Genomic DNA, 20,876 nt, shown 5'->3' on the forward strand with positions numbered 1-20,876 from the left:
GCTGCCCGCCGGGCGGGTGGGTTTGATGCAGAAACGTTCCTTCTAGGGTTGATCCACGGACCTTCGAGGGTTGATCCACGGATTACTTCACGAGGGTGACGCGGCGCGAGTGCTCCACGCCGCCGCCTTTCGCCGGAGCCTGCTTCTTCGCGGCTCCGGCCGCGCCTGCCGGCACCAGGCGGTGCCTGGCCCGGCCCATCAGCTCCTCGCGCTCGTCCTCGGTGAGGCCTCCCCAGACCCCGTAGGGCTCGCGGACCTGGAGTGCGTGCGCCGCGCACTGTGCGCGCACCGGGCATCGCATGCAGACCTCCTTCGCCGAGTTCTCACGTGCGCTCCGCGCGGCCCCGCGCTCGCCCTCCGGGTGGAAGAACAGCGAGCTGTCGACACCACGGCACGCGGCGAGGAGCTGCCAGTCCCACAGGTCGGCGTTGGGTCCGGGAAGGCGGGAGAAATCTGCCATTGGTTGTCCCCTTGCGTCTGTGCTGAGGCGGAACGATGACCGAGATCATCACATCTTCCGACATCTACGGTGTGAGTAGATGTAAATATGACTCATTGCGAATCTAGCCATAGACACCAGCAAAAGGGAAGAAAACCGACTAAATGGGGCACTGAGACTTCGAGGGGCCGATTCTCAGGCCGTAACTCTTTCGAGTGACCGTCGTTGAGTTGGCTGAGGCGGTTGAAGGAAAGGGCGATCGGGCAGATGTCCGAGAGCGTCAACCGCACAGGTGACGACTTGTATTCAGCCTGGAGGCCCAAGGTGACGCGCATCAGCTGTGCGAGTGGCGGAGGTCGGTCATGACATCCGTCCTCGTCTGCGACGACTCCCCGCTTGCCCGAGAGGCGCTTCGCCGTGCGGTCGCGACCGTGCCCGGCGTCGAGCGCGTGACAACGGCTGCCAATGGCGAGGAAGTCCTCCGCCGCTGGGGCGCCGACCGTTCGGACCTGATTCTGATGGACGTACGCATGCCCGGTCTGGGTGGCGTGGAGACCGTCCGCCGACTGCTGTCCGCCGATCCCGGCGCCCGGATCATCATGCTCACGGTCGCGGAGGACCTCGACGGGGTCGCGCTCGCGGTCGCCGCCGGGGCCCGCGGGTACCTGCACAAGGACGCGTCCCGCGCCGAGCTGCGCGCGACCGTCACGCAGGCGCTCGCCGACCCGACCTGGCGGCTGGCCCCGCGCCGGCTGCGGTCCGCCGAGATGGGCGCCGCCCCGACGCTCACCGCGCGCGAGATCCAGGTCCTCGAAGGGATGAGTCACGGCCGGTCCAACGCCGAGATCGGCCGCGAGCTCTTCCTCTCCGAGGACACGGTCAAGACGCACGCCCGCCGGCTCTTCAAGAAGCTCGGCGCCTCGGACCGTGCGCACGCGGTGGCGCTCGGGTTCCGCTGGGGCCTGGTCCGCTAGGGACTCTGTTCGCCGGGCGGGCCACGGCCTGCCCGGGGTCCGGCCCTGCCGGTCTGTGCGCGTGAGATGGTCCCCCGCCCGTCCTCTGCGGGCGGGGTGCAGGACGCCCGATCCCGGTTCGGCGGCCGATGCCGCATCCTTGAGGGATGGGGTTCCTCGGGAACGGATCGGTCGAGCGGAAGGGGAGGGCGCGGGAGATGAGTCCTGGCGTACCTGCTCATAACGCTTCAGTGCACAACTACGGACGCGGTGGCGCGGAAGCCGCCACGTCAAGGCACCATGGACCGATGCGTGACGAAGAGGCGGTCGCGGCCCAGGGGGCCATCGGTGCCCTGGTGCACCTGGCCGTCGAGGGCGACGAGCAGGCCACGCACGACCTCCTCGCGCACGTCCACCCGCTGGCGCTGCGCTACTGCCGCTCCCGGCTCTCCCGGCTGCCCGGCGACGCCCGGCACTTCGTGGAGGACCTGGCGCAGGAAGTGTGCGTCGCGGTGCTGATGGCGCTGCCCCGCTACCGGGACACCGGGCGCCCCTTCGAAGCCTTCGTCTTCGCCATCGCCGCGCACAAGGTCGCCGATCTGCAGCGGGCGGCCATGCGTCACCCCGGATCGACCGCAGTGCCCTCCGACGAGATGCCGGAGCGGCCCGACGACTCCCTCGGCCCCGAGGAGCGGGCGCTGCTCAGCAGCGACGCAGCCTGGGCCAAGAAGCTGCTCGCCAATCTTCCCGAGCACCAGCGCGAACTGCTGGTGCTGCGGGTCGCGGTCGGCCTGACCGCGGAGGAAACGGGCCAGAAGCTCGGAATGTCCCCGGGGGCCGTGCGTGTTGCACAACACAGGGCACTGAGCCGCCTCCGCGCCCTCGCCGAGCAGTAGCCCGTCCGCCGCCCGGCTTCCGGCCTCCGTCTGCTCCGCCCGTGCCACGCCGCGTACCGAATCGCCGTACGGCCGCGCAGGAGAAACGTACAAACTCGGCCGCTTGTCATGATCGTGGAATCTGACACCTCTGGTTCCCGTTAGCATGGACATCCGCGCCGAGCAAGACCATTTGGGAAGGTGTCATGACTGCCAACGTCGATGGAGTGCCGGAGAAATTCGCGATGCTCGGGCTGACCTACGACGACGTGCTGCTGCTTCCCGGCGCGTCCGACATGGCCCCCGACCAGATCGACACCTCCTCCCTCATCTCGCGGAACGTACGGGTGAACATCCCCCTGCTGTCCGCCGCGATGGACAAGGTCACCGAGGCCCGGATGGCCATCGCGATGGCCCGCCAGGGCGGTGTCGGTGTCCTGCACCGCAATCTCTCCATCGCCGACCAGGCCAACCAGGTCGACCTGGTCAAGCGCTCCGAGTCGGGCATGGTCACCGACCCGATCACCGTGCACCCGGACGCCACGCTCGCCGAGGCGGACCGGCTGTGCGCGAAGTTCCGCATCAGCGGCGTGCCGGTCACCGACGCGGCGGGCAAGCTGCTCGGCATCGTGACCAACCGCGACATGGCCTTCGAGACGGACCGCAGCCGTCAGGTGCGCGAGGTCATGACGCCGATGCCGCTGGTCACCGGCAAGGTCGGCATTTCGAGCGTGGACGCGGTGGGGCTGCTGCGCCGTCACAAGATCGAGAAGCTGCCGCTGGTCGACGACGCGGGCATCCTCAAGGGCCTCATCACGGTCAAGGACTTCGTCAAGGCCGAGAAGTACCCGAACGCGGCCAAGGACGCCGAGGGCCGGCTGCTCGTCGGTGCCGCCGTCGGTGTCGCAGGTGACGCGTTCGAGCGCGCCCAGGCGCTGGCCGAGGCCGGTGTCGACTTCATCGTCGTCGACACCGCGCACGGCCACTCCCGCCTGGTCGGCGACATGGTCTCCAAGATCAAGTCGAACACCTCGGGCCTTGACGTCATCGGCGGCAACATCGCCACCCGCGACGGCGCGCAGGCGCTCATCGACGCCGGTGTCGACGGCATCAAGGTCGGTGTCGGCCCCGGCTCCATCTGCACGACCCGCGTCGTCGCCGGTATCGGCGTCCCGCAGGTCACCGCCATCTATGAGGCGTCGCTCGCGGCGAAGGCGGCCGGGGTTCCGGTCATCGGCGACGGCGGCCTGCAGTACTCCGGCGACATCGCGAAGGCGCTCGTCGCCGGCGCGGACACGGTGATGCTGGGCTCGCTGCTCGCGGGCTGCGAGGAGTCGCCGGGCGAGCTGCTCTTCATCAACGGCAAGCAGTTCAAGTCGTACCGCGGCATGGGCTCGCTGGGCGCCATGCAGACCCGCGGCGAGAACAAGTCGTACTCCAAGGACCGGTACTTCCAGGAGGGCGTGCGCACCGACGACAAGCTCGTGCCCGAGGGCATCGAGGGCCAGGTGCCCTACCGGGGCCCGGTCTCGGCGGTCGTGCACCAGCTGGTCGGCGGCCTGCGCCAGTCGATGTTCTACGTCGGCGGGCGTACGGTGCCGGAGCTCCAGGACAACGGCCGCTTCGTCCGGATCACGTCCGCGGGCCTCAAGGAGAGCCACCCGCACGACATCCAGATGACGGTCGAGGCGCCGAACTACAGCCGCAAGTAACACTCGATTCGTCTCGGAAGGGACGGCTCCGGATTCCCCGGGCCGTCCCTTTCGGGCGTGTCGGGGATACTGGAACGGCAGACCAAGAGGGAAAGGCCACACAACGTGACTGAGATCGAGATCGGGCGCGGCAAGCGCGGCCGCAGGGCGTACGCGTTCGACGACATCGCCATCGTGCCGAGCCGGCGTACGCGGGACCCGAAGGAGGTCTCGATCGCCTGGCAGATCGATGCCTACCGTTTCGAGCTGCCGTTCCTGGCCGCTCCGATGGACTCGGTCGTCTCGCCGCAGACCGCCATCCGCATCGGTGAGATGGGTGGCCTCGGCGTACTCAACCTCGAAGGCCTCTGGACGCGGTACGAGGACCCGGAGCCGCTGCTGGCCGAGATCCGCGAACTGAACGACGAGGGCGCCGCCACCCGCCGCCTCCAGGAGATCTACTCCGAGCCCATCAAGGCGGAGCTGATCGGGCAGCGCATCAAGGAGGTGCGCGACTCGGGCGTGGTCACCGCCGCCGCGCTGTCTCCGCAGCGTACGGCCGAATTCTCCAAGGCCGTGGTCGACGCCGGTGTCGACATCTTCGTGATCCGGGGGACGACGGTTTCGGCCGAGCACGTCTCCGGTGCCGCCGAGCCGCTGAACCTCAAGCAGTTCATCTACGAGCTGGACGTCCCGGTCATCGTGGGCGGCTGTGCCACGTACACCGCGGCCCTGCACCTGATGCGTACCGGTGCTGCCGGTGTGCTGGTGGGCTTCGGTGGCGGCGCCGCGCACACGACGCGCAACGTGCTGGGCATCCAGGTCCCGATGGCCACCGCCGTCGCCGACGTGGCCGCCGCGCGCCGTGACTACATGGACGAGTCCGGCGGCCGGTACGTGCACGTCATCGCCGACGGCGGTGTCGGCTGGTCCGGCGACATCCCGAAGGCCGTCGCCTGCGGTGCGGACGCCGTGATGATGGGCTCCCCGCTGGCCCGTGCCACGGACGCGCCCGGCCAGGGCCACCACTGGGGCATGGAGGCCGTCCACGAGGACGTGCCGCGCGGCAAGCGCATGAACCTGGGCGTGGTCGGCACCAGCGAGGAGATCCTGACCGGTCCCTCGCACGTGCCGGACGGCTCGATGAACATGTTCGGCGCACTGCGCCGTTCGATGGCGACGACGGGCTACAGCGAGCTCAAGGAGTTCCAGCGCGTCGAGGTGACGGTGGCGGACTCGCAGCACCGCCGCTGATCGCTTTTGTCGTACGTACGCCAGTGGCCCGGCGCCGCCTCTATGAGGTGGTGCCGGGCCACTGGCGTGTGTGCCGGGTGCTAGAGCCGGCTCAGTAGTGCCAGGACGGCGCCGCCGACCGCGGCGATCGTGCCGAGCACGCGGAAACCGGTCGTCGTCTGCAGGGGGCCGGGTGAGGCCATTTCGCACCGCGCCGCGGCCCGCAGCTCCAGGTTGCTGACCGCCTGGCGCTCGCGGGCCGGGGCGGTCAGAGCCAGCCAGGCTCCGTAGGCGAGGGCCGCGAGGCCGAGGACCAGCACGAAGAGGTGCGCGTCCACTAGGAGGCCTTCTTGGCCCCGGAGACGGCGCCGACGGCACCGAGGGCGAAGAAGACGAAGGACATGAAGTCCAGCTCCTTCTTCCAGCCGGTGTTCAGCTCGCCGAAGTGCTGGGTGAAGATCTCCATGACGCCGATGGGCGCCGCCTTGGAGATGAAGATCGCGTAGCCCAGCATCTGGCCGAGGTAGACCGCGACCAGGGCGAGGATCACGCTCACCACGGCGATCGCCGGGTTGAAGCCGCCGACCTTGCCCGCCACGAGGCCGATGAGGAGGCCGACGCCCACCGCGGCGTAGCCCACCTCTGCCTCCACTGCGCCCATGATCGCGCCGTAGACGCCTGCCGCGATCAGCGCGACCACGAAGGCGGCCAGGAGACCGAGGCCCACGTTGCCGCGGCGGGCCGGAGCGGGCGGCGGGAAGCCGCCGCCGAACTGGCCACCGCCGGGCTGGCCCGGGAACTGCCCCTGCTGGGGGAGCTGGCCCGGCGCCTGCGGGTACTGCCCGGGAGCCTGCGGGTACTGGCCGGGGGCGGGCTGGCCCTGGGCGTACGGATTGCCACCGGGCTGCTGGGGCGGCTGAGCGGGATAGGACATGGGTGGTTCCCCCCTGGGAGCGGACGCGCGTAAAGCGTGCATAAGTTCGGATGTGCGGCCTGACGTTAGCAGCCGTCGCTGACAGGGGGTGTGCGGATTTCGGGTTCATTCCTTGCGCGAGGGGAACCGGTACCGGTGCGCTAGAGCCGGTAAGCCGCCCCCGCCGGGCTCGCTCCCCTTGTGTCCAGCAGGAGTTGGGCTTTTACCGCCAGGCCCTGGAGGTCGTACGTCCGGTGGTGCTGGAGCAGGATCGTCAGGTCCGCCGCTGCCGCCGCCTCATAGAGGGAGTCGGCGCGGGGGACGGGGACGTCGCGCACGCGCCAGTGCGGGACGTGCGGGTCGTGGTAGGTGAGATGGGCGCCCATGTCGCGCAGCCGGGTGGCGATTTCGGGGGCGGGGGAGCCCTCCTGGTCGGCGAGGTCGGGCTTGTAGGTGACACCGAGGAGCAGGACGCGGGCGCCCCGCGCGGACTTGCCGTGCTCGTTGAGGAGGGTGGCGCAGCGCTGGATGACGTACTGCGGCATCCGCCCGTTGATCTCCTGGGCGAGGCCGACCATGCGCAGCGGGTGGCCGGGCGTACGGCTGCCGTAGGAGAGGTAGTTGGGGTCCAGGGGGACGCTGTGGCCGCCGACTCCGGGGCCGGGGCGGAAGGCCTGGAAACCGTACGGCTTGGTCTCGGAGCAGCGGATGACGTCCCAGAGGTCGACGCCGAGGTCGTGGCAGAGGACGGCCATCTCGTTGGCGAGGGCGATGTTGACGTGCCGGAAGTTGGTTTCGAGGACGCCGACGGTCTCCGCCTCGCGTGGGCCGCGGGCGCGTACCACCTTGTCGGTGAGGCGGCCGTAGAAGGCGGCGGCCGACTCGGTGCAGGCGGGGGTGAGGCCGCCGATGACCTTGGGGGTGTGCGCGTAGTCGTGGGTGCGGTTGCCGGGGTCCAGCCGGCTGGGGGAGTGCGCGAGGTGGAAGTCGCGGCCCGCGCGCAGGCCGGATCCCGCCTCCAGGAGGGGGCGCAGGAATTCTTCGGTCGCCCCCGGGTAGGCGGCCGACTCCAGGAGCACGGTGGTGTGCGGGCGCAGGCGCGACGCGAGCGTGCGGGCCGCGGCCTCGACGGCGGACAGGTCGAGGGTGCGGTCCGGGCCGAGGCGGGTCGGGGCGCAGATGACGGCGGTACGGACCCGGCCCAGCTCGGCCGGGTCGGTGGTCGGCCGGAAGCCCCCGGCGAGCATCCGGCGGATCTCGGCGGCGGAGAGCGAGCCGTCCACGGGCGGGCGGCCGGCGGAGAGCTCGGCGACGGGGTGCGGATCGGTGTCGTAACCGATGGTGGCGATGCCGGCGGCGACGGCGGCCTGGGCGAGGGGGAGACCGAGGTGGCCGAGTCCGATGACGGCGAGGTCTGCGGGCATGGTGTGAGCCGTCCTTCCCTTGAGGTCCCTCCGGGTCGCGGATCTGCCGGGCCGCCTCCAATAACCGGAGGTGGGACAGTGCGCAAGCCCTGTGGACAATTCGAGCCGAGGAAATGTCAGACTAGGCGTAAATATGACCGTTATGAGGGATTTGGCGTCCTCGTGTGGGTGGTCTCGGCGAGGGCCGTGCCCCCGGTTGTCCACAGGCGGTGGCTGAAGCACCGGCCTGCGGCGAGAATCAGTGGAGTGGCCCCGGTCACACCCGCCCAACAGGACAGCACCAACCGCACCAACCGCACCAACGGGAGGCAGCAGTGAGGACAGCGACACTGGGACCGGCCGAGCGCGCAGAGGCGCTCGCCGCGATGACCGAGCGGGAACTGGACGTGCTGGTGGTGGGCGCGGGCGTGGTCGGTGCGGGCACGGCGCTGGACGCCGTCACGCGGGGCCTGTCCACCGGGCTCGTCGAGGCGCGGGACTGGGCCTCGGGGACCTCCAGCAGGTCGAGCAAGCTGATCCACGGCGGGCTCCGCTATCTGGAGATGCTCGACTTCGCGCTCGTACGGGAAGCGCTGAAGGAGCGCGGGCTGCTGCTTGAGCGCCTCGCTCCGCACCTGGTCAAGCCGGTGCCCTTCCTCTATCCGCTCCAGCACAAGGGGTGGGAGCGGTGGTACGCGGGCTCGGGCGTGGCGCTGTACGACGCCATGTCGCTGTCGTCGGGGCACGGGCGCGGGCTGCCGATGCACCGTCACCTGACGCGGCGGCACGCGCTGCGCGTGGCACCGGCGTTGAAGAAGGACGCGCTCACCGGGGCGCTCCAGTACTACGACGCGCAGATGGACGACGCCCGCTATGTGGCGACGCTGGTGCGCACCGCCGCCGCCTACGGTGCGCACGTCGCCAACCGGGCCCGGGTCATCGGCTTCCTGCGGGAGGGCGAGCGGGTCGTCGGTGTGCGCGTCGAGGACGTCGAGGCCCGGGGCGAGTACGAGATCCGGGCGAAGCAGGTGGTGAACGCGACCGGGGTGTGGACCGACGACACCCAGGCGCTGATCGGGGAGCGCGGACAGTTCCACGTCCGGGCCTCCAAGGGAATTCACCTGGTGGTGCCGAAGGACCGAATTCATTCGACGACCGGGCTGATTCTCCGGACCGAGAAATCGGTTCTTTTCGTCATTCCGTGGGGGCGGCACTGGATTGTCGGAACCACGGATACCGATTGGGATCTGGACAAGGCGCACCCGGCGGCTTCGAGTGCGGATATCGACTATCTGCTGGAGCACGTGAATTCGGTGCTGGCCGTGCCTCTGACGCGGGACGACGTGCAGGGGGTGTACGCGGGCCTGCGGCCCCTGCTGGCCGGGGAGTCGGACGCCACCAGCAAGCTCTCCCGGGAGCACACGGTGGCGCATCCGGTGCCGGGGCTCGTGGTGGTCGCGGGCGGCAAGTACACGACCTACCGCGTGATGGCGAAGGACGCCGTCGACGAGGCGGTGCACGCGCTGGACGTCCGGGTCGCGGAGTGCGTGACCGAGGACGTGCCGCTGCTGGGCGCCGAGGGGTACAAGGCGATGTGGAACGCGCGGGCCAGGACCGCCGCCCGGACGGGCCTTCATGTGGTGCGGGTGGAGCACCTGTTGAACCGGTACGGGTCCCTGACGGAGGAACTGCTGGAGCTGATCGCGCAGGACCCGGGGCTCGGTGAGCCGGTGACCGGGGCCGACGACTATCTGCGGGCGGAGATCGTCTACGCGGCCTCGCACGAGGGGGCCAGGCACCTGGACGACGTACTCACGCGGCGCACCCGGATCTCGATCGAGACGTTCGACCGGGGGACGCTGAGCGCGCTGGAGTGTGCCGAGTTGATGGCTCCGGTACTGGGCTGGGACAAGGGGCAGGTGGAGCGGGAGGTGGAGCACTACGAGAAGCGGGTCGAGTCGGAGCGGGAGTCGCAGCGGCAGCCGGACGACCTGACGGCGGACGCGGCCAGGCTGGGGGCGCCGGACATCGTCCCTTTGTAGGGGTGGGTACGGGGGCGGGCGCGGGGCGCGGCGGACCGCCCGCGCCCCGGGGGTGTTGGCGGTCCGCGCGTGGGGGACAATGGGGGCTCTGCCAGGGCGGGTTGCCGCATCGCCGGGGAAGCCGCCGAGAAGGTCTGCGACGTGTTCGTACGGGCCGGGGCACGGGGCGAAGATCAGGGATCGCAGAGGGGACGCATGTCGGACGAGCCGGAGCAGTCGCGGAAGAGCACGCAGGATGCCGTGTCCGACAAGAAGGATGCCGTGTCCGGGGGCGCCGGGGGTGCCGATTCTCAGGACGCTGCCAAGGACGCTGGGTCCCGGAATGCGGCGACCCGTGACGCCGAGTCCGGGGATGCGGGGGTCCGTGACGGCGTGTCCGGGAATGCGGATGCGGATGCCGTAGCGGGGGGCGCTGGAGGTGCCGGAGCTGCCGGAGCTGCCAAGTCCGGGAGCGCCGGCGGCCGTGGTGCCAAGTCCGGGGATGCCGGGGTTCGCGGTGCCAAGTCCGGGAGTGCCGGGGTTCGCGGTGCCAAGTCCGGGAGCGCGGGGACTCGCGGGGCCGGGGACGCCGAGTTCCGGGATGCTGAGTCCCGGGGTGCGCTGGCCGACGAGAAGGCGGCGGCGGAAGCTGCCAGGGATGCCGCGTCGGACACCTCCAAGGAGGTCGAGGGCCGCCTGCTGGCCGGGCGTTACCGGCTCGGTGACGTGCTCGGCCGGGGCGGCATGGGCACCGTGTGGCGGGCCGTCGACGAGACGCTCGGCCGGACCGTCGCAGTCAAGGAGCTGCGCTTCCCGACCGCCATCGACGAGGACGAGAAGCGCCGCCTGATCACCCGCACCCTGCGCGAGGCGAAGGCGATCGCCCGGATTCGCAACAACAGCGCCGTCACGGTCTTCGACGTCGTCGACGAGGACGACCGGCCGTGGATCGTCATGGAGCTGGTCGAGGGCAAGTCGCTCGCCGAAGCGATCCGTGAGGACGGCCTGCTGACGCCGCGTCGGGCTGCCGAGGTCGGGCTCGCGATCCTCGACGTCCTGCGTGCCGCGCACCGGCAGGGCATCCTGCACCGCGACGTCAAGCCGTCGAACGTACTGATCGCCGAGGACGGCCGGGTCGTCCTGACCGACTTCGGCATCGCCCAGGTCGAGGGCGACCCCTCGATCACCTCCACCGGCATGCTGGTCGGCGCCCCCTCGTACATCTCGCCGGAGCGGGCGCGCGGCCACAAGCCGGGTCCCGCCGCCGACATGTGGTCGCTGGGCGGTCTGATCTACGCGTCGGTGGAAGGGGTTCCGCCGTACGACAAGGGGTCCGCGATCGCGACGCTGACCGCCGTGATGACCGAGCCGGTCGACCCGCCGAAGAACGCGGGACCGCTGGAGGAGGTCATCTACGGGCTGCTCGTCAAGGACCCGGCGCAGCGGCTCGACGACGCGGGCGCGCGGGCGCTCCTCAACGACGTGCTCACCCAGCTGGACAAGGCGGACGAGGCCGGCGACGAGCTGGCGCGGTCGGACGCCACGAAGGTGGTTCCGCTTCCGCCGCTTCCGCCGGTTTCTGCGGAGCCGAAGGCGCCCCGTACGACGAAGGAGCCCCGTTCGGCGAAGGCGCCCCGTACGGCGAAGGCGAAGAAGCCGGCCGCCGTGCGGATGGAGAAGCCCGCGAAGGCCGCGCCCGCTGCTGCGGCCGCTGTTCCGGTCGCTCCGGCGGTGGCCGGTCCGGCTGCAGCGATGCAGTCGTCCGGTTCCGGTTCGGGCGGCGGCGGTACGTCGCCCGGGACCGTCGGCGGCATGTCGCCCGCCACGCGCAAGCGGGCGCTGCTCGTGGTCGCGCTGGTGGCCGCGCTCGCCGTGCTGGGCACGGTGATCGCGCTCGCGCTGAACAAGGACACGCCCGGCGACGAAGGCAAGAACGGCACGTCCACCTCTGGCGGGGCGACGGCCGGCGGCAGCAAGAACGCGGACAAGGACCCCGACAAGGGCAAGGGCACCGACCCGGACAAGGGCAACGGGGCGGGCGGCGGCACGGGCGGGAACACCGGCAAAACCAAGCCGCCCGGTGGCCCGTCCGCCGAAAAGCCTGCCGGTGACGCGGTGCCGGCCGGGTTCACGACGGTCAGCGACAGCCAGTTCCACTTCTCGATGGCCATGCCCGACGGGTACCGGAAAACGGCCATAGCGGGTCAGAACTCCGGCGGGATATACAACAAGAAGGACGGCGGATTCCCGCGCGTTCAGGTCGACTTCAACGGCAGCCCCGGTACTGACGCGGCTGCCGCCTGGGCCAAGTCGGTCGCGACCACCGCGGCCCTGAGCACCAACTTCGATCAGATCGGCATCAGGCCCGTCTCCTACAACGGCTACCCCACCACCGCCGACTGGGAGTTCAAGCGCGACCAGAAGGGCCAGCGGGTCCACGTGCTCAACCGGGGCTTCCGGGTGGACGCGACGCACGGCTACTCGATCATGGTGAGCTGCCCGGACGCCGAGTGGAACGGCGCGGAGTGCACCAAGCTGCGCGACACCGCGTTCGCCACGTTCAAGCCGACCGACTGACCGGGGCGCATGGAAGCGCGTTTGACCCGGAGTTGACCCGGATGCGTTGACACCGCCTCGCGACGGGGTATTGCCACGTATCGTGAGACGCCGTGGACCGTACGCAGCCGCAATACGCCGGTAAACGACCGGAATTGATGGTTTCGAGCGGTCCCGATGGTCACGAAGATCAGTCCCGGTGGTCGGCGCAGACGACCGGGGACAGCGGGGAAAAGCGCGCTTTGGGGAGGCGTCGTGGACGACTACGCGGGACGGGTGCTTGCCGACCGCTACCGCCTGCCGTTGCCGCCCTCCGACGAGTACGACCTGGTGGAGACGCGGGCCTTTGACGGGTACAGCGGCCAGGAGGTTCTCGTACGGCAGGTACCGCTGCCGGAGGTGGTCGACGCGGAGTTCGTCGACGGCGAGGGCGGGCCGGTGCACCGGAGGCCCGCAGGCGGGCGGGGCGCGCCGCGCCGGTCCGGCGATCCGGCCGTGCGGCGCGCCATCGAGGCCGCGCAGGCCGCCGCGCAGATCCCCGACCACCCCCGGCTCGACCAGGTCTTCGACGTCTTCGAGGAAGACGGCTCGCTGTGGATAGTGAGTGAACTGGTGGCGGCGCGGCCGCTCGCGGCACTGCTCGCCGAGGCCCCGCTCAGCCCGTACCGGGCAGCCGAGGTCGCCTCCGACGTGCTCACCGCGCTGCGGGTGCTGCACGCGCACGGCTGGACCCACCGGAACATCACCGTCCGCACGGTGCTGGTCTGCGACGACGGCCGCATCGTGCTGACGGGGCTGGCGGCGGGCGCGGCCGAGGAGGCGCTGTGCGGGTATGCGCCGATCCCCGGGGCGGGAGCGGGACCCGCCCCCGTGTCGCCGTCGGGACCACCGGGCGGGCCAGGCGGTGGCACGGACGGCTGGGGCGAGGCCTCGGTGCCGGTGCCGCGCGGGCATGTGGCGCCGGGTGGTGCGTCCGGTTCCGGTCGGCCCGCGCTTCCGGCGCTTCCCACGGACTTCCTGGGCCGGGCAGCAGGGCAGCCGGCCGGGGGTGCAGGAGTGGAGCCGGTGCTTCCTGCCTCGCCCCCGGCGGGCGACGCGCGGGCGGCCAGGGCCGGGGCGATAGCCGCGTACCGGGCGGGTGCGCGGGCGGCGGCCAGGGCCACCGAGGACCAGCGCCGCCAGGCCGTCGACCCGCCGCGCAGCCCGTACCTCCAGGACCCGGCGGCGGGGTCCGGCACGGCCGCCACAGAAGGAACGGACTCGGGGACAGGCACCGGCACTGGCACAGGCACAGGCACCGGCACCCGCGCGGTGTCACCGTACGGCGCCGCAGCGGCCGGTACCGGCCCCGTCTCTCCCTACGGCGATTCGCCGAACCGGCCTCGCCAGGGAACCACTTCGCCCTTCGGAAGCCTGCCCTCCGGCACGGCTTCCCGAAGTGAGCGAGGGGAGCTGGGCGATCGGGGAAACCCCGGCGAGGGAGTCGAGCGGGTCACGGGACAAGGTCCCGGGACGGCCTGGCACGGGGTCATGCCCCGGGGCGGTGGCGGCGAGGCACTGCGCGCCGACGAACTGCGGCACAGCCACCCTGCGGAGTCCGGGCACGGGCAGGAACTCGACCGTGTACGCGTCGGCCAGGGCGCCCCGCCCGCCGGATCCTCCCCGTCCGTCGCGGCCGCCCCGTCCACCGTTCCGGTTCCAGCCAAGTCGCCTGGCGGCAGCGGTCGTTGGGACGACGTCATCGCCGGGCTGCCCTACCGGGGCCCCAGCACGCCGCTCGCGGCGGAGCGCGCCCGCCAGACCCGGATCGCGGTCATCGGCGCCGTGACCGAGCGGTGGGCGCCCGAGCAGGCCGGGCCCGTGTACGAGAACTGGCAGTTGGCGCCGCCGATCGGGCCCGCCACCGATCTGTGGGCACTCGGCGCACTGCTGTTCCGTGTCGTGCAGGGGCATGCGCCCTACCCGGAGGACAACACCGCCGAGCTGGTGCAGATGGTGTGCGCCGAGCCGCCCGCCTTCGCGGAGGAGTGCGGTCCGCTGCGGCCGGTCGTCGAGTCGCTGCTGCGCCAGGACCCCACCGAGCGGCCGGACTTCGAGGAGCTGCGCGGCTGGCTGCGTTCGCTCGTACGGTCCGCGCCGGAGCCTGACGCGGGCACCAAGGTCGTACCGCTGCCGTCGCCGCCGGACGCCACGCGGCTGCCGATCGTACGGCGCAGGGGCGAGCTCGTACGCAAGCGGCGCGGTGCGTCGCAGCACGGGCGGCACCGGCACAAGCAGGGCAAGGACAAGGGCCGGGAGAAGGCGGCCCGCGAGCGGGCGCCGCGCGCCCCGCGTGTGCAGCGGGAGCCGCGCATCGGGGCGCGGCAGCCGCGCTCGATGGGGCGGTGGCTGCTGGTGCTCGTACTGGCCGGGCTCGCGGCGGCCGTCGTGTACGCCGTGATGTTCCTGCCGAAGGGCGGCGGGAGTGAGGAGCCGAGCGGGCAGAACACGGGCAGCGACCAGCCCGCGCAGTCCGGTGGAGTGCAGTCCGGTGGGGCGCAGCCCGACCAGCAGCAGCCCGCACCCGAGCGCTCCGACGACCCGCCCACCGGCGGGACGGACGGCGGTCAGGGCAAGGGCCAGGGCAACGACCAGGGCAAGGGGCAGGGCAACGATCAGGGCCAGGGGAAGTCCCCGGCAGCCGACCCCCCGCCCACCCAGAACCCGGCCTCGGGCCTGCCCTCCGGGTATGTCCTGCGCAAGGACGAGGGCGGCTTCCAGATCGCCGTCGACAAGAACTGGCGGCGGACGCCGATGAACGGCAGCCGCCAGGTCCGCTACCAGGGGTACGACATCGAGATCGTCGTCGTTCCCGGCCGGGACACCGTCAAGGCCAAGGGCGGCGACCCGATGGTGTACCAGCTCAAGGAGGAGCAGGAGTTGCAGCCCCTGCGCGACTCCACCTGGGCCCAGCAGTCCGGGCTGCGGCGGATCAGCGTCGGCCAACAGGCGGCGGCGGAGGGCCAGTTCACCTGGAAGGACAGCAGCGGCCGGGACGTCTTCGTGCGCAACAAGGCGATGATCGTCGGCGGGACGTACCACATCATCCAGGTCATCGGCCCGGAGTCGCAGCGTGACGAGGTGAGCGAGGTGTACGAGGCGGCGGTGCTGCACTACCGGTCGACCAAGTAGCGCGAGCGGTGCGGGCGGCACAAGTGGCGCGAGCGGTGCGGGCAGCGCAAGTGGCGTCGTACACAGGGCGTATCACGGTGCGTAGGGGACGAACGTGTCACGGTGCGGTCTCGTGATCGCCCCTGTGTTCCACCTCCGGAACCCTGATCCGTAACCTGGTGCCCCTGAGACACGGGGCGGTGAGCCGGATCATGGAGAACGCCAACAGCGGTACGAGCGGCGGCGCGGGCAGCAGTACGGGCAGCGGTACGGAAACGGGCCAGGTGCTCGCCGGGCGCTACCGCCTGGGTGACGTCCTCGGCAGCGGCGGCATGGGCCGCGTCTGGCGCGCCCGCGACGAGGTGCTGCACCGCACCGTCGCCATCAAGGAGTTGCGGGCCGGTCTGTACGCCGCCGAGGCCGACCGCGTCGTACTGCACGCGCGTACGCAGAAGGAGGCGCGGGCCGCCGCCCGGATCAACCACCCCGGCGTCGTCACCGTCCACGACGTGCTGGAGCACGACGACCGGCCGTGGATCGTCATGGAGTACGTCGACGGGCCCTCGCTCGCGGACCGGCTCAAGGAGACCGGAAGCTGCGACCCGCAGGAGGCGGCCAGGATCGGCCTTCAGGTGCTCGCCGCGCTGCGCGCCGCGCACGGCGTCGGCGTGCTGCACCGGGACGTGAAGCCGGGCAACGTGATGCTGGCCAAGGACGGCCGGGTGCTGCTGACCGACTTCGGGATCGCCGCCATCGAGGGCGACTCCACGATCACCAGGACCGGTGAACTGGTCGGCTCGCTGGACTACTTGGCACCCGAGCGAATCCGGGGCGAGGGCCCGGGTCCCGCCTCCGACCTGTGGGCGCTCGGCGCGACGCTGTACACGGCGGTCGAGGAGCGCTCGCCGTTCCGTAGGACCTCGCCGATCAGCACCATGCAGGCGGTGGTCGCGGAGGACCCCTCACCTTCGTACAACGCGGGAGCGCTCGCACCGGTGATCGTCGCGCTGCTGCGCAAGGAGCCCGACGAGCGTCCGAGTGCCGCCGAGACGGAGCAGATGCTGCGGGAGGCGCGGGCGGGGCGGCGGCCCAGGGCGGCGCAGGAGTACGTGCCGACGCGGCAGGTGTCGCAGGAGGAACTCCAGTCGTCCGTGCCGGTTCCGCCGACGACGCCGATGGCGGTGCGGGAGGAGGGGCCGGGGTCCGGGTACGGGTCGCGCGGGGGACCCGCATCGGCGTACGGGGCACAGCAGCAGTACCCGCATGCCTACCGGCACCCCCCGACGGGGCACACGCCGCCGTTTGACCACACGTCGCCGCAGGGGCAGATGCAGCGGCACACCCAGCAGCAACAGCAACAGCAGCAGCACATGCAGCAGCAACAGCCGCAGCACACGCAGCAGCAACAGCACACGCAGCAGCAGCCGTCGCCGTCGCCGGGCAAGCGGCGCGGGAAGGTGCTGCTCCTGGTGCTTGCGGCGGCGGTCATCGGCGGTGGAGCCGTATTCGGAGTCCTCCAGTGGAAGGACAACGACTCCTCGTCCACCGGCGGCAACCAGGCCTCCACCTCTTCGGGTCAACAGGGTGGCGACGCCCCGGCCAAGGGCGGGGACAACGGCGGGGCCAAGGGCGACGACCCGGCCGACGGCAAGGACAAGCCCAAGGCGGGCGAGGCTCCGGCCGGCTGGCACATGGTGAAGGGGGACGGCTTCAGCCTGCCCGTGCCCGACGGCTGGAAGCGGGTGGACGCCAAGCCCGGCCAGTACGACTTCACGCCGGACGACGGGCGCCACCTCATCCGTATCAACGTCGACCCCTCGCCCGACTACAGCAACCCCTACGACCACCTGGTCCGGCTGGAGAAGGGCATCAGCAACACCCTGCCCCAGTTCCGCCGGGTGCGGTTGGAGCAGGACACCTACCGCGACCGGAAAAGCGGCGTACTGGAGTTCACGTTCCGGGAGGGCGGCAGGTCGGCGGGCCCGCGCTACGCGCTGGACATGCTCTACATCGACGAGACCGGCCCCGAGTACGCGATGTACGTGACCGGACCCGCGGCGGAGCGGGGCGTGACCAAGGAACGCTTCGACGTCCTGACGCAGGGCTGGAGCACCACGCAGTAGCCCCGCCGCGGACCCGTCCCGGACCCGTCTGCGCACGTGATGCAGGGGTGTTGACACGGTCACGGCTCTGTATCGCTCAACCAGCCCAGTGGTCACCGGAAGCGGGCGCCCGTCAGGATGGGTGCATGACGAACGACGGGGGACAGGCGTACGAGCCCACCAGCTACGGGCTCCGACCGCCGAACGCACCGCACGCACCCCAATCACCGCAGTACGACGCACCGCAGGGCCCCACCCAGGCACATGTGCCCACCCAGGCGACCCAGCTGACCGACCCGGAGGCCGGCCGCACCATCGGCGGGCGCTACCGGCTGGTCTCCCGGCTCGGCCACGGCGGCATGGGTACGGTCTGGCGCGCCCACGACGACGTCGTCGACCGGGACGTCGCGGTGAAGGAGCCCCGCGTCCCCGACCATCTGCCCGACCGCGAGCGGCAGAACGTCTACCTGCGCATGCAGCGCGAGGCACGGGCCGCCGCCCGCATCGAGCACCCCTCCGTGGTCACCATGCACGACGTGGTCGTCGAGGACGGCAAGCCGTGGATCGTGATGGAGCTGGTCCAGGGGCACTCGCTGGCCGACCGGCTGCAGGAGGGCACCCTCGACGTACGGGAGGCCGCCCGCATCGGGCTCGCCGTGCTCGACGCGCTGACCGCCGCCCATCAGGCGGGAGTGCTGCACCGGGACGTCAAGCCCGACAACGTGATGCTCGGGCAGGGCGACCGGGTGGTGCTCAGCGACTTCGGCATCGCACAGGTCGAGGGCGAGCAGGGACTCACCGAGACCGGCGGGTTCGTCGGCTCGCCCGAATTCATCGCCCCGGAAAGGGTGTTGGGGCAGCGACCGGGCCCCGCCTCCGACCTGTGGTCACTGGGCGTCGTGCTGTACGCGGCGGTCGAGGGCATGTCGCCGTACCGCCGCTCCAACACCCCCGCCACCCTCCAGGCCGTGCTGTCCGCCGACCCGCAGACGCCCGCCCGTGGCTCCGGGGCGTTCGGCACGCTGGTGATGCGGCTCCTGCACAAGGACCCGGCGGCCCGCCCGAACCCGGCGGAGGTGCGCCAGGCGCTGGAGAAGGCCACGGGGCAGGCGCCGCCGCCCCCGGCGGCCGTGACCCGGGTGATCCAGCCGGGGACCGCCGCGGACTGGGTGCCGCCGGTGCTCCGGCGCAGCAAGAAGGCGCGGTTCGGGCTGCTCGGCGGTGCGCTGGTGGTCGCGCTCGCGCTCGTACTGCTCCTGGTGAACCCCTTCGCGGCCGACAAACCGCCGGAGGGCTGGAAGATGCACCGGGCGCTGCAGAGCGTCACGGCGGAGTTCCACCTGCCCGGTGACTACAAGTCGTACGACGACAGCGCGGACAACACCGAGGACTACTACGAACCGGGCAACGTCTTCCAGGTCCACATCGTCCGGGTCGAGATCGACAAGGACAACCAGCCGCCGGCCATGAAGGCGCGCGAGACCTACTACGCGCAGGGCGGCAAGGACAAGACCGAGATGAAGAACGCCAAGGTGCGCGTCTTCGAGAGCAAGCAGCAGGAGCACCCCGCGTACGACGCGGTCGTGGACTACACCGACTACTCCGACAGCGGCGCCGACCCGACCCGCCGCCACAGGCACGAGCGGGTCGTGGTCGGCAAGGACAAGAAGGCGTACTGGCGGATCGAGGTGAACGCGCCGTCGGCGAGCAAGTTCACGGCCGAGGGCGAGCAGCTGTTCGACGACGTCATGAAGTACTTGAAGATCCTGGAGCTCTAGGCTCCGAGTCGGTCGATCACTCGGCAAGCCACCTGATCAGGGGCTATGTGCCAGCAACTGCTGGCGCGGTCGTGAGGGGCCGGTGAAAAGCCATTACCGACGGGTACCAAAAGTGTCCGCCGGGCCATACGCTCGCTCGTATGACGGACTCGCAGGCCCTCACGGCATCCCTCGGCACCAACCCCGTGGCCAAAGCGCCCGCAGGCGCCCGCACCGCGGCCGACGTGATCACTCCCGAAGTGGTCGCCCAGCTGACGCGCGGAGTGGTCGGTTCCGGACGGACCGCCAGCCATGCGCCGCTCACCGGCGAGAAGCTGGCCGACCTGCCCGAGTCCACGCCCGAGGACGTCGCCGCCGCCTTCGAACGGGCCCGCACCGCACAGCCCGCCTGGGCGGCCGTGCCCGTCAAGCAGCGGGCCGCGGTCCTGCTGCGCTTCCACGACCTGGTCCTCCAGCGGCAGGCCGAGATCCTCGACCTCGTCCAGCTGGAGACCGGCAAGGCCCGCCTCCATGCGCACGAGGAGGTCCAGGCCGTCGCGATGGCCGCCCGGCACTACGGCCGCCAGGCCCCCGCGTACCTGAAGGCCAAGCACCACACCGGCGCCGTACCGGTCCTCACCAAGGTGACCGAGCAGCGTCAGCCGCGCGGTGTCGTCGGTCAGATCTCGCCGTGGAACTACCCCTTCGAACTGTCGGTCGGCGACTGCCTGCCCGCCCTCGTCGCGGGCAACGCCCTGGTGATGAAGCCCGACACCGAGACCGCGCTGTCCGCCCTGTGGGGCCGTGACCTGCTCGTCGAGGCGGGCCTGCCGCCCGAGGTCTTCCAGGTCGTCCTCGGCGAGGGCCCCGTCGTCGGCCCCGAGGTCGTCAAGCACGCCGATTACGTCTCCTTCACCGGCTCCACCCGCACCGGCCGTGAGATCGCCCAGAGCGCCGGCGCCCGCCTGGTCGGCGTCTCCCTCGAACTCGGCGGCAAGAACGCCATGCTGGTCCTTGAGGACGCCGATGTGGAGAAGGCCGCCGCCGGAGCCGTCCGCGCCTGCTTCGCCTCCGCCGGCCAGCTCTGCATCTCCATCGAGCGGCTGTACGTCCACGAGTCGATCGCCGACGACTTCGTGCAGCGCTTCGTCGCCCGTACGAAGGCGATGCGGCTGGGCAACTCCCTCGCGTACGGCGCCGACCTGGGCTCCCTCGTCGGCCCGCGCCAGCTGGAGACCGTGTCCCGGCACGTCGAGGAGGCCGTCAACAAGGGCGCCACCGTCCTGGCCGGCGCCACCGCCCGCCCCGACGTCGGCCCCTACTTCTACGAGCCGACCATCCTGGAGGGCGTCGAGTCCCCGATGGCGGTCTGCTCCGAGGAGACCTTCGGCCCGGTCGTCTCGATCTACCGGTTCCGCGACGAGGACGAGGTCGTCGCGGAGGCCAACGGCACGCCGTACGGCCTGAATTCGAGCGTATGGACCAAGAACGGCAAGCGCGGTCACGCCGTCGCCTCCAAGCTGCGCACCGGCACCGTCAACATCAACGAGGGGTACAGCCCCGCGTACGCCAGCGTGCGTGCCCCGATGGGCGGCATGAAGGAGTCCGGACTGAGCCGCAGGCACGGCTCCGAGGGAATCCTCAAGTACACCGAGGCACAGACCGTCGCCCAGCAGCGGCTGATCCCGCTCGCGCCGTCCTTCGGGATGGACGACGAGAAGTACGCCGCGTTCATGACCACCAGCCTCAAGGTGATGAAGGCACTGCGCCTGCGCTGACGGCG

14 protein-coding genes are annotated in these 20,876 nt (G+C 71.1%); 10 read left to right on the forward strand and 4 right to left on the reverse strand.

The window, feature by feature from the left end; genetic code table 11:
- Nucleotides 1–82: 82 nt before the first annotated feature.
- On the reverse strand, nt 83–460 hold the full coding sequence (locus AB0D18_RS15695; protein WP_362417464.1) for a WhiB family transcriptional regulator: 378 nt from the start codon (nt 458–460) through the stop codon (nt 83–85).
- A gap of 341 nt (nt 461–801) precedes the next feature.
- Here AB0D18_RS15695 and AB0D18_RS15700 point away from each other — a divergent pair, with 341 nt between their 5' ends.
- From AB0D18_RS15700 to AB0D18_RS15715, 4 genes are all read left to right on the forward strand, one after another.
- Complete coding sequence (locus AB0D18_RS15700) at nt 802–1,413, forward strand: response regulator transcription factor (protein WP_003948568.1); 612 nt, start codon at nt 802–804, stop codon at nt 1,411–1,413.
- Nucleotides 1,414–1,700: 287 nt separating this feature from the next.
- Nucleotides 1,701–2,288, forward strand: coding sequence for a sigma-70 family RNA polymerase sigma factor (locus tag AB0D18_RS15705; RefSeq protein ID WP_362417467.1), 588 nt, complete (start codon nt 1,701–1,703; stop codon nt 2,286–2,288).
- 185 nt (nt 2,289–2,473) lie between these two features.
- Nucleotides 2,474–3,979, forward strand: coding sequence for an IMP dehydrogenase (gene guaB, locus AB0D18_RS15710; RefSeq protein ID WP_362417470.1), 1,506 nt, complete (start codon nt 2,474–2,476; stop codon nt 3,977–3,979).
- Nucleotides 3,980–4,084: 105 nt separating this feature from the next.
- A complete protein-coding gene (locus tag AB0D18_RS15715; RefSeq protein WP_362417473.1) occupies nt 4,085–5,212 on the forward strand; it encodes a GuaB3 family IMP dehydrogenase-related protein in 1,128 nt (375 codons plus the stop codon).
- A gap of 80 nt (nt 5,213–5,292) precedes the next feature.
- On the opposite strand, the gene AB0D18_RS15720 is transcribed toward AB0D18_RS15715, so the two are convergent.
- The 3 genes from AB0D18_RS15720 to AB0D18_RS15730 form a co-directional block, all read right to left on the reverse strand.
- Nucleotides 5,293–5,529, reverse strand: coding sequence for a hypothetical protein (locus tag AB0D18_RS15720; protein WP_362417476.1), 237 nt, complete (start codon nt 5,527–5,529; stop codon nt 5,293–5,295).
- The gene (locus tag AB0D18_RS15725; RefSeq protein WP_362417479.1) at nt 5,529–6,125 is read right to left on the reverse strand and encodes a hypothetical protein; all 597 of its coding nucleotides are present in this window, start codon (nt 6,123–6,125) and stop codon (nt 5,529–5,531) included. Before AB0D18_RS15725 ends, AB0D18_RS15720 begins: the two co-directional genes overlap by 1 nt.
- A gap of 140 nt (nt 6,126–6,265) precedes the next feature.
- Nucleotides 6,266–7,528, reverse strand: a complete 1,263-nt coding sequence (locus AB0D18_RS15730) for a nucleotide sugar dehydrogenase (protein WP_362417482.1) — start codon at nt 7,526–7,528, stop codon at nt 6,266–6,268.
- A 314-nt stretch (nt 7,529–7,842) separates the two neighbouring features.
- On the opposite strand from AB0D18_RS15730, the gene AB0D18_RS15735 reads away from it, so the two are divergent.
- From AB0D18_RS15735 to AB0D18_RS15760, 6 genes are all read left to right on the forward strand, one after another.
- Entirely contained in the window at nt 7,843–9,549 is a 1,707-nt protein-coding gene (locus tag AB0D18_RS15735) for a glycerol-3-phosphate dehydrogenase/oxidase (protein WP_362417485.1), read from the forward strand.
- Nucleotides 9,550–9,744: 195 nt separating this feature from the next.
- The gene (locus AB0D18_RS15740; protein ID WP_362417488.1) at nt 9,745–12,105 is read left to right on the forward strand and encodes a serine/threonine-protein kinase; all 2,361 of its coding nucleotides are present in this window, start codon (nt 9,745–9,747) and stop codon (nt 12,103–12,105) included.
- A gap of 234 nt (nt 12,106–12,339) precedes the next feature.
- Entirely contained in the window at nt 12,340–15,255 is a 2,916-nt protein-coding gene (locus tag AB0D18_RS15745) for a protein kinase (RefSeq protein ID WP_362417491.1), read from the forward strand.
- Nucleotides 15,256–15,446: 191 nt separating this feature from the next.
- Nucleotides 15,447–17,357, forward strand: a complete 1,911-nt coding sequence (locus AB0D18_RS15750; protein ID WP_362417594.1) for a serine/threonine-protein kinase — start codon at nt 15,447–15,449, stop codon at nt 17,355–17,357.
- A gap of 125 nt (nt 17,358–17,482) precedes the next feature.
- Nucleotides 17,483–19,114, forward strand: a complete 1,632-nt coding sequence (locus AB0D18_RS15755) for a serine/threonine-protein kinase (RefSeq protein ID WP_362417494.1) — start codon at nt 17,483–17,485, stop codon at nt 19,112–19,114.
- A 140-nt stretch (nt 19,115–19,254) separates the two neighbouring features.
- A complete protein-coding gene (locus tag AB0D18_RS15760; protein ID WP_362417497.1) occupies nt 19,255–20,871 on the forward strand; it encodes a succinic semialdehyde dehydrogenase in 1,617 nt (538 codons plus the stop codon).
- The last annotated feature ends 5 nt before the right edge of the window (nt 20,872–20,876 follow it).

Source organism: Streptomyces sp. NPDC048442 (assembly GCF_040651475.1).
GTDB lineage: Bacteria > Actinomycetota > Actinomycetes > Streptomycetales > Streptomycetaceae > Streptomyces.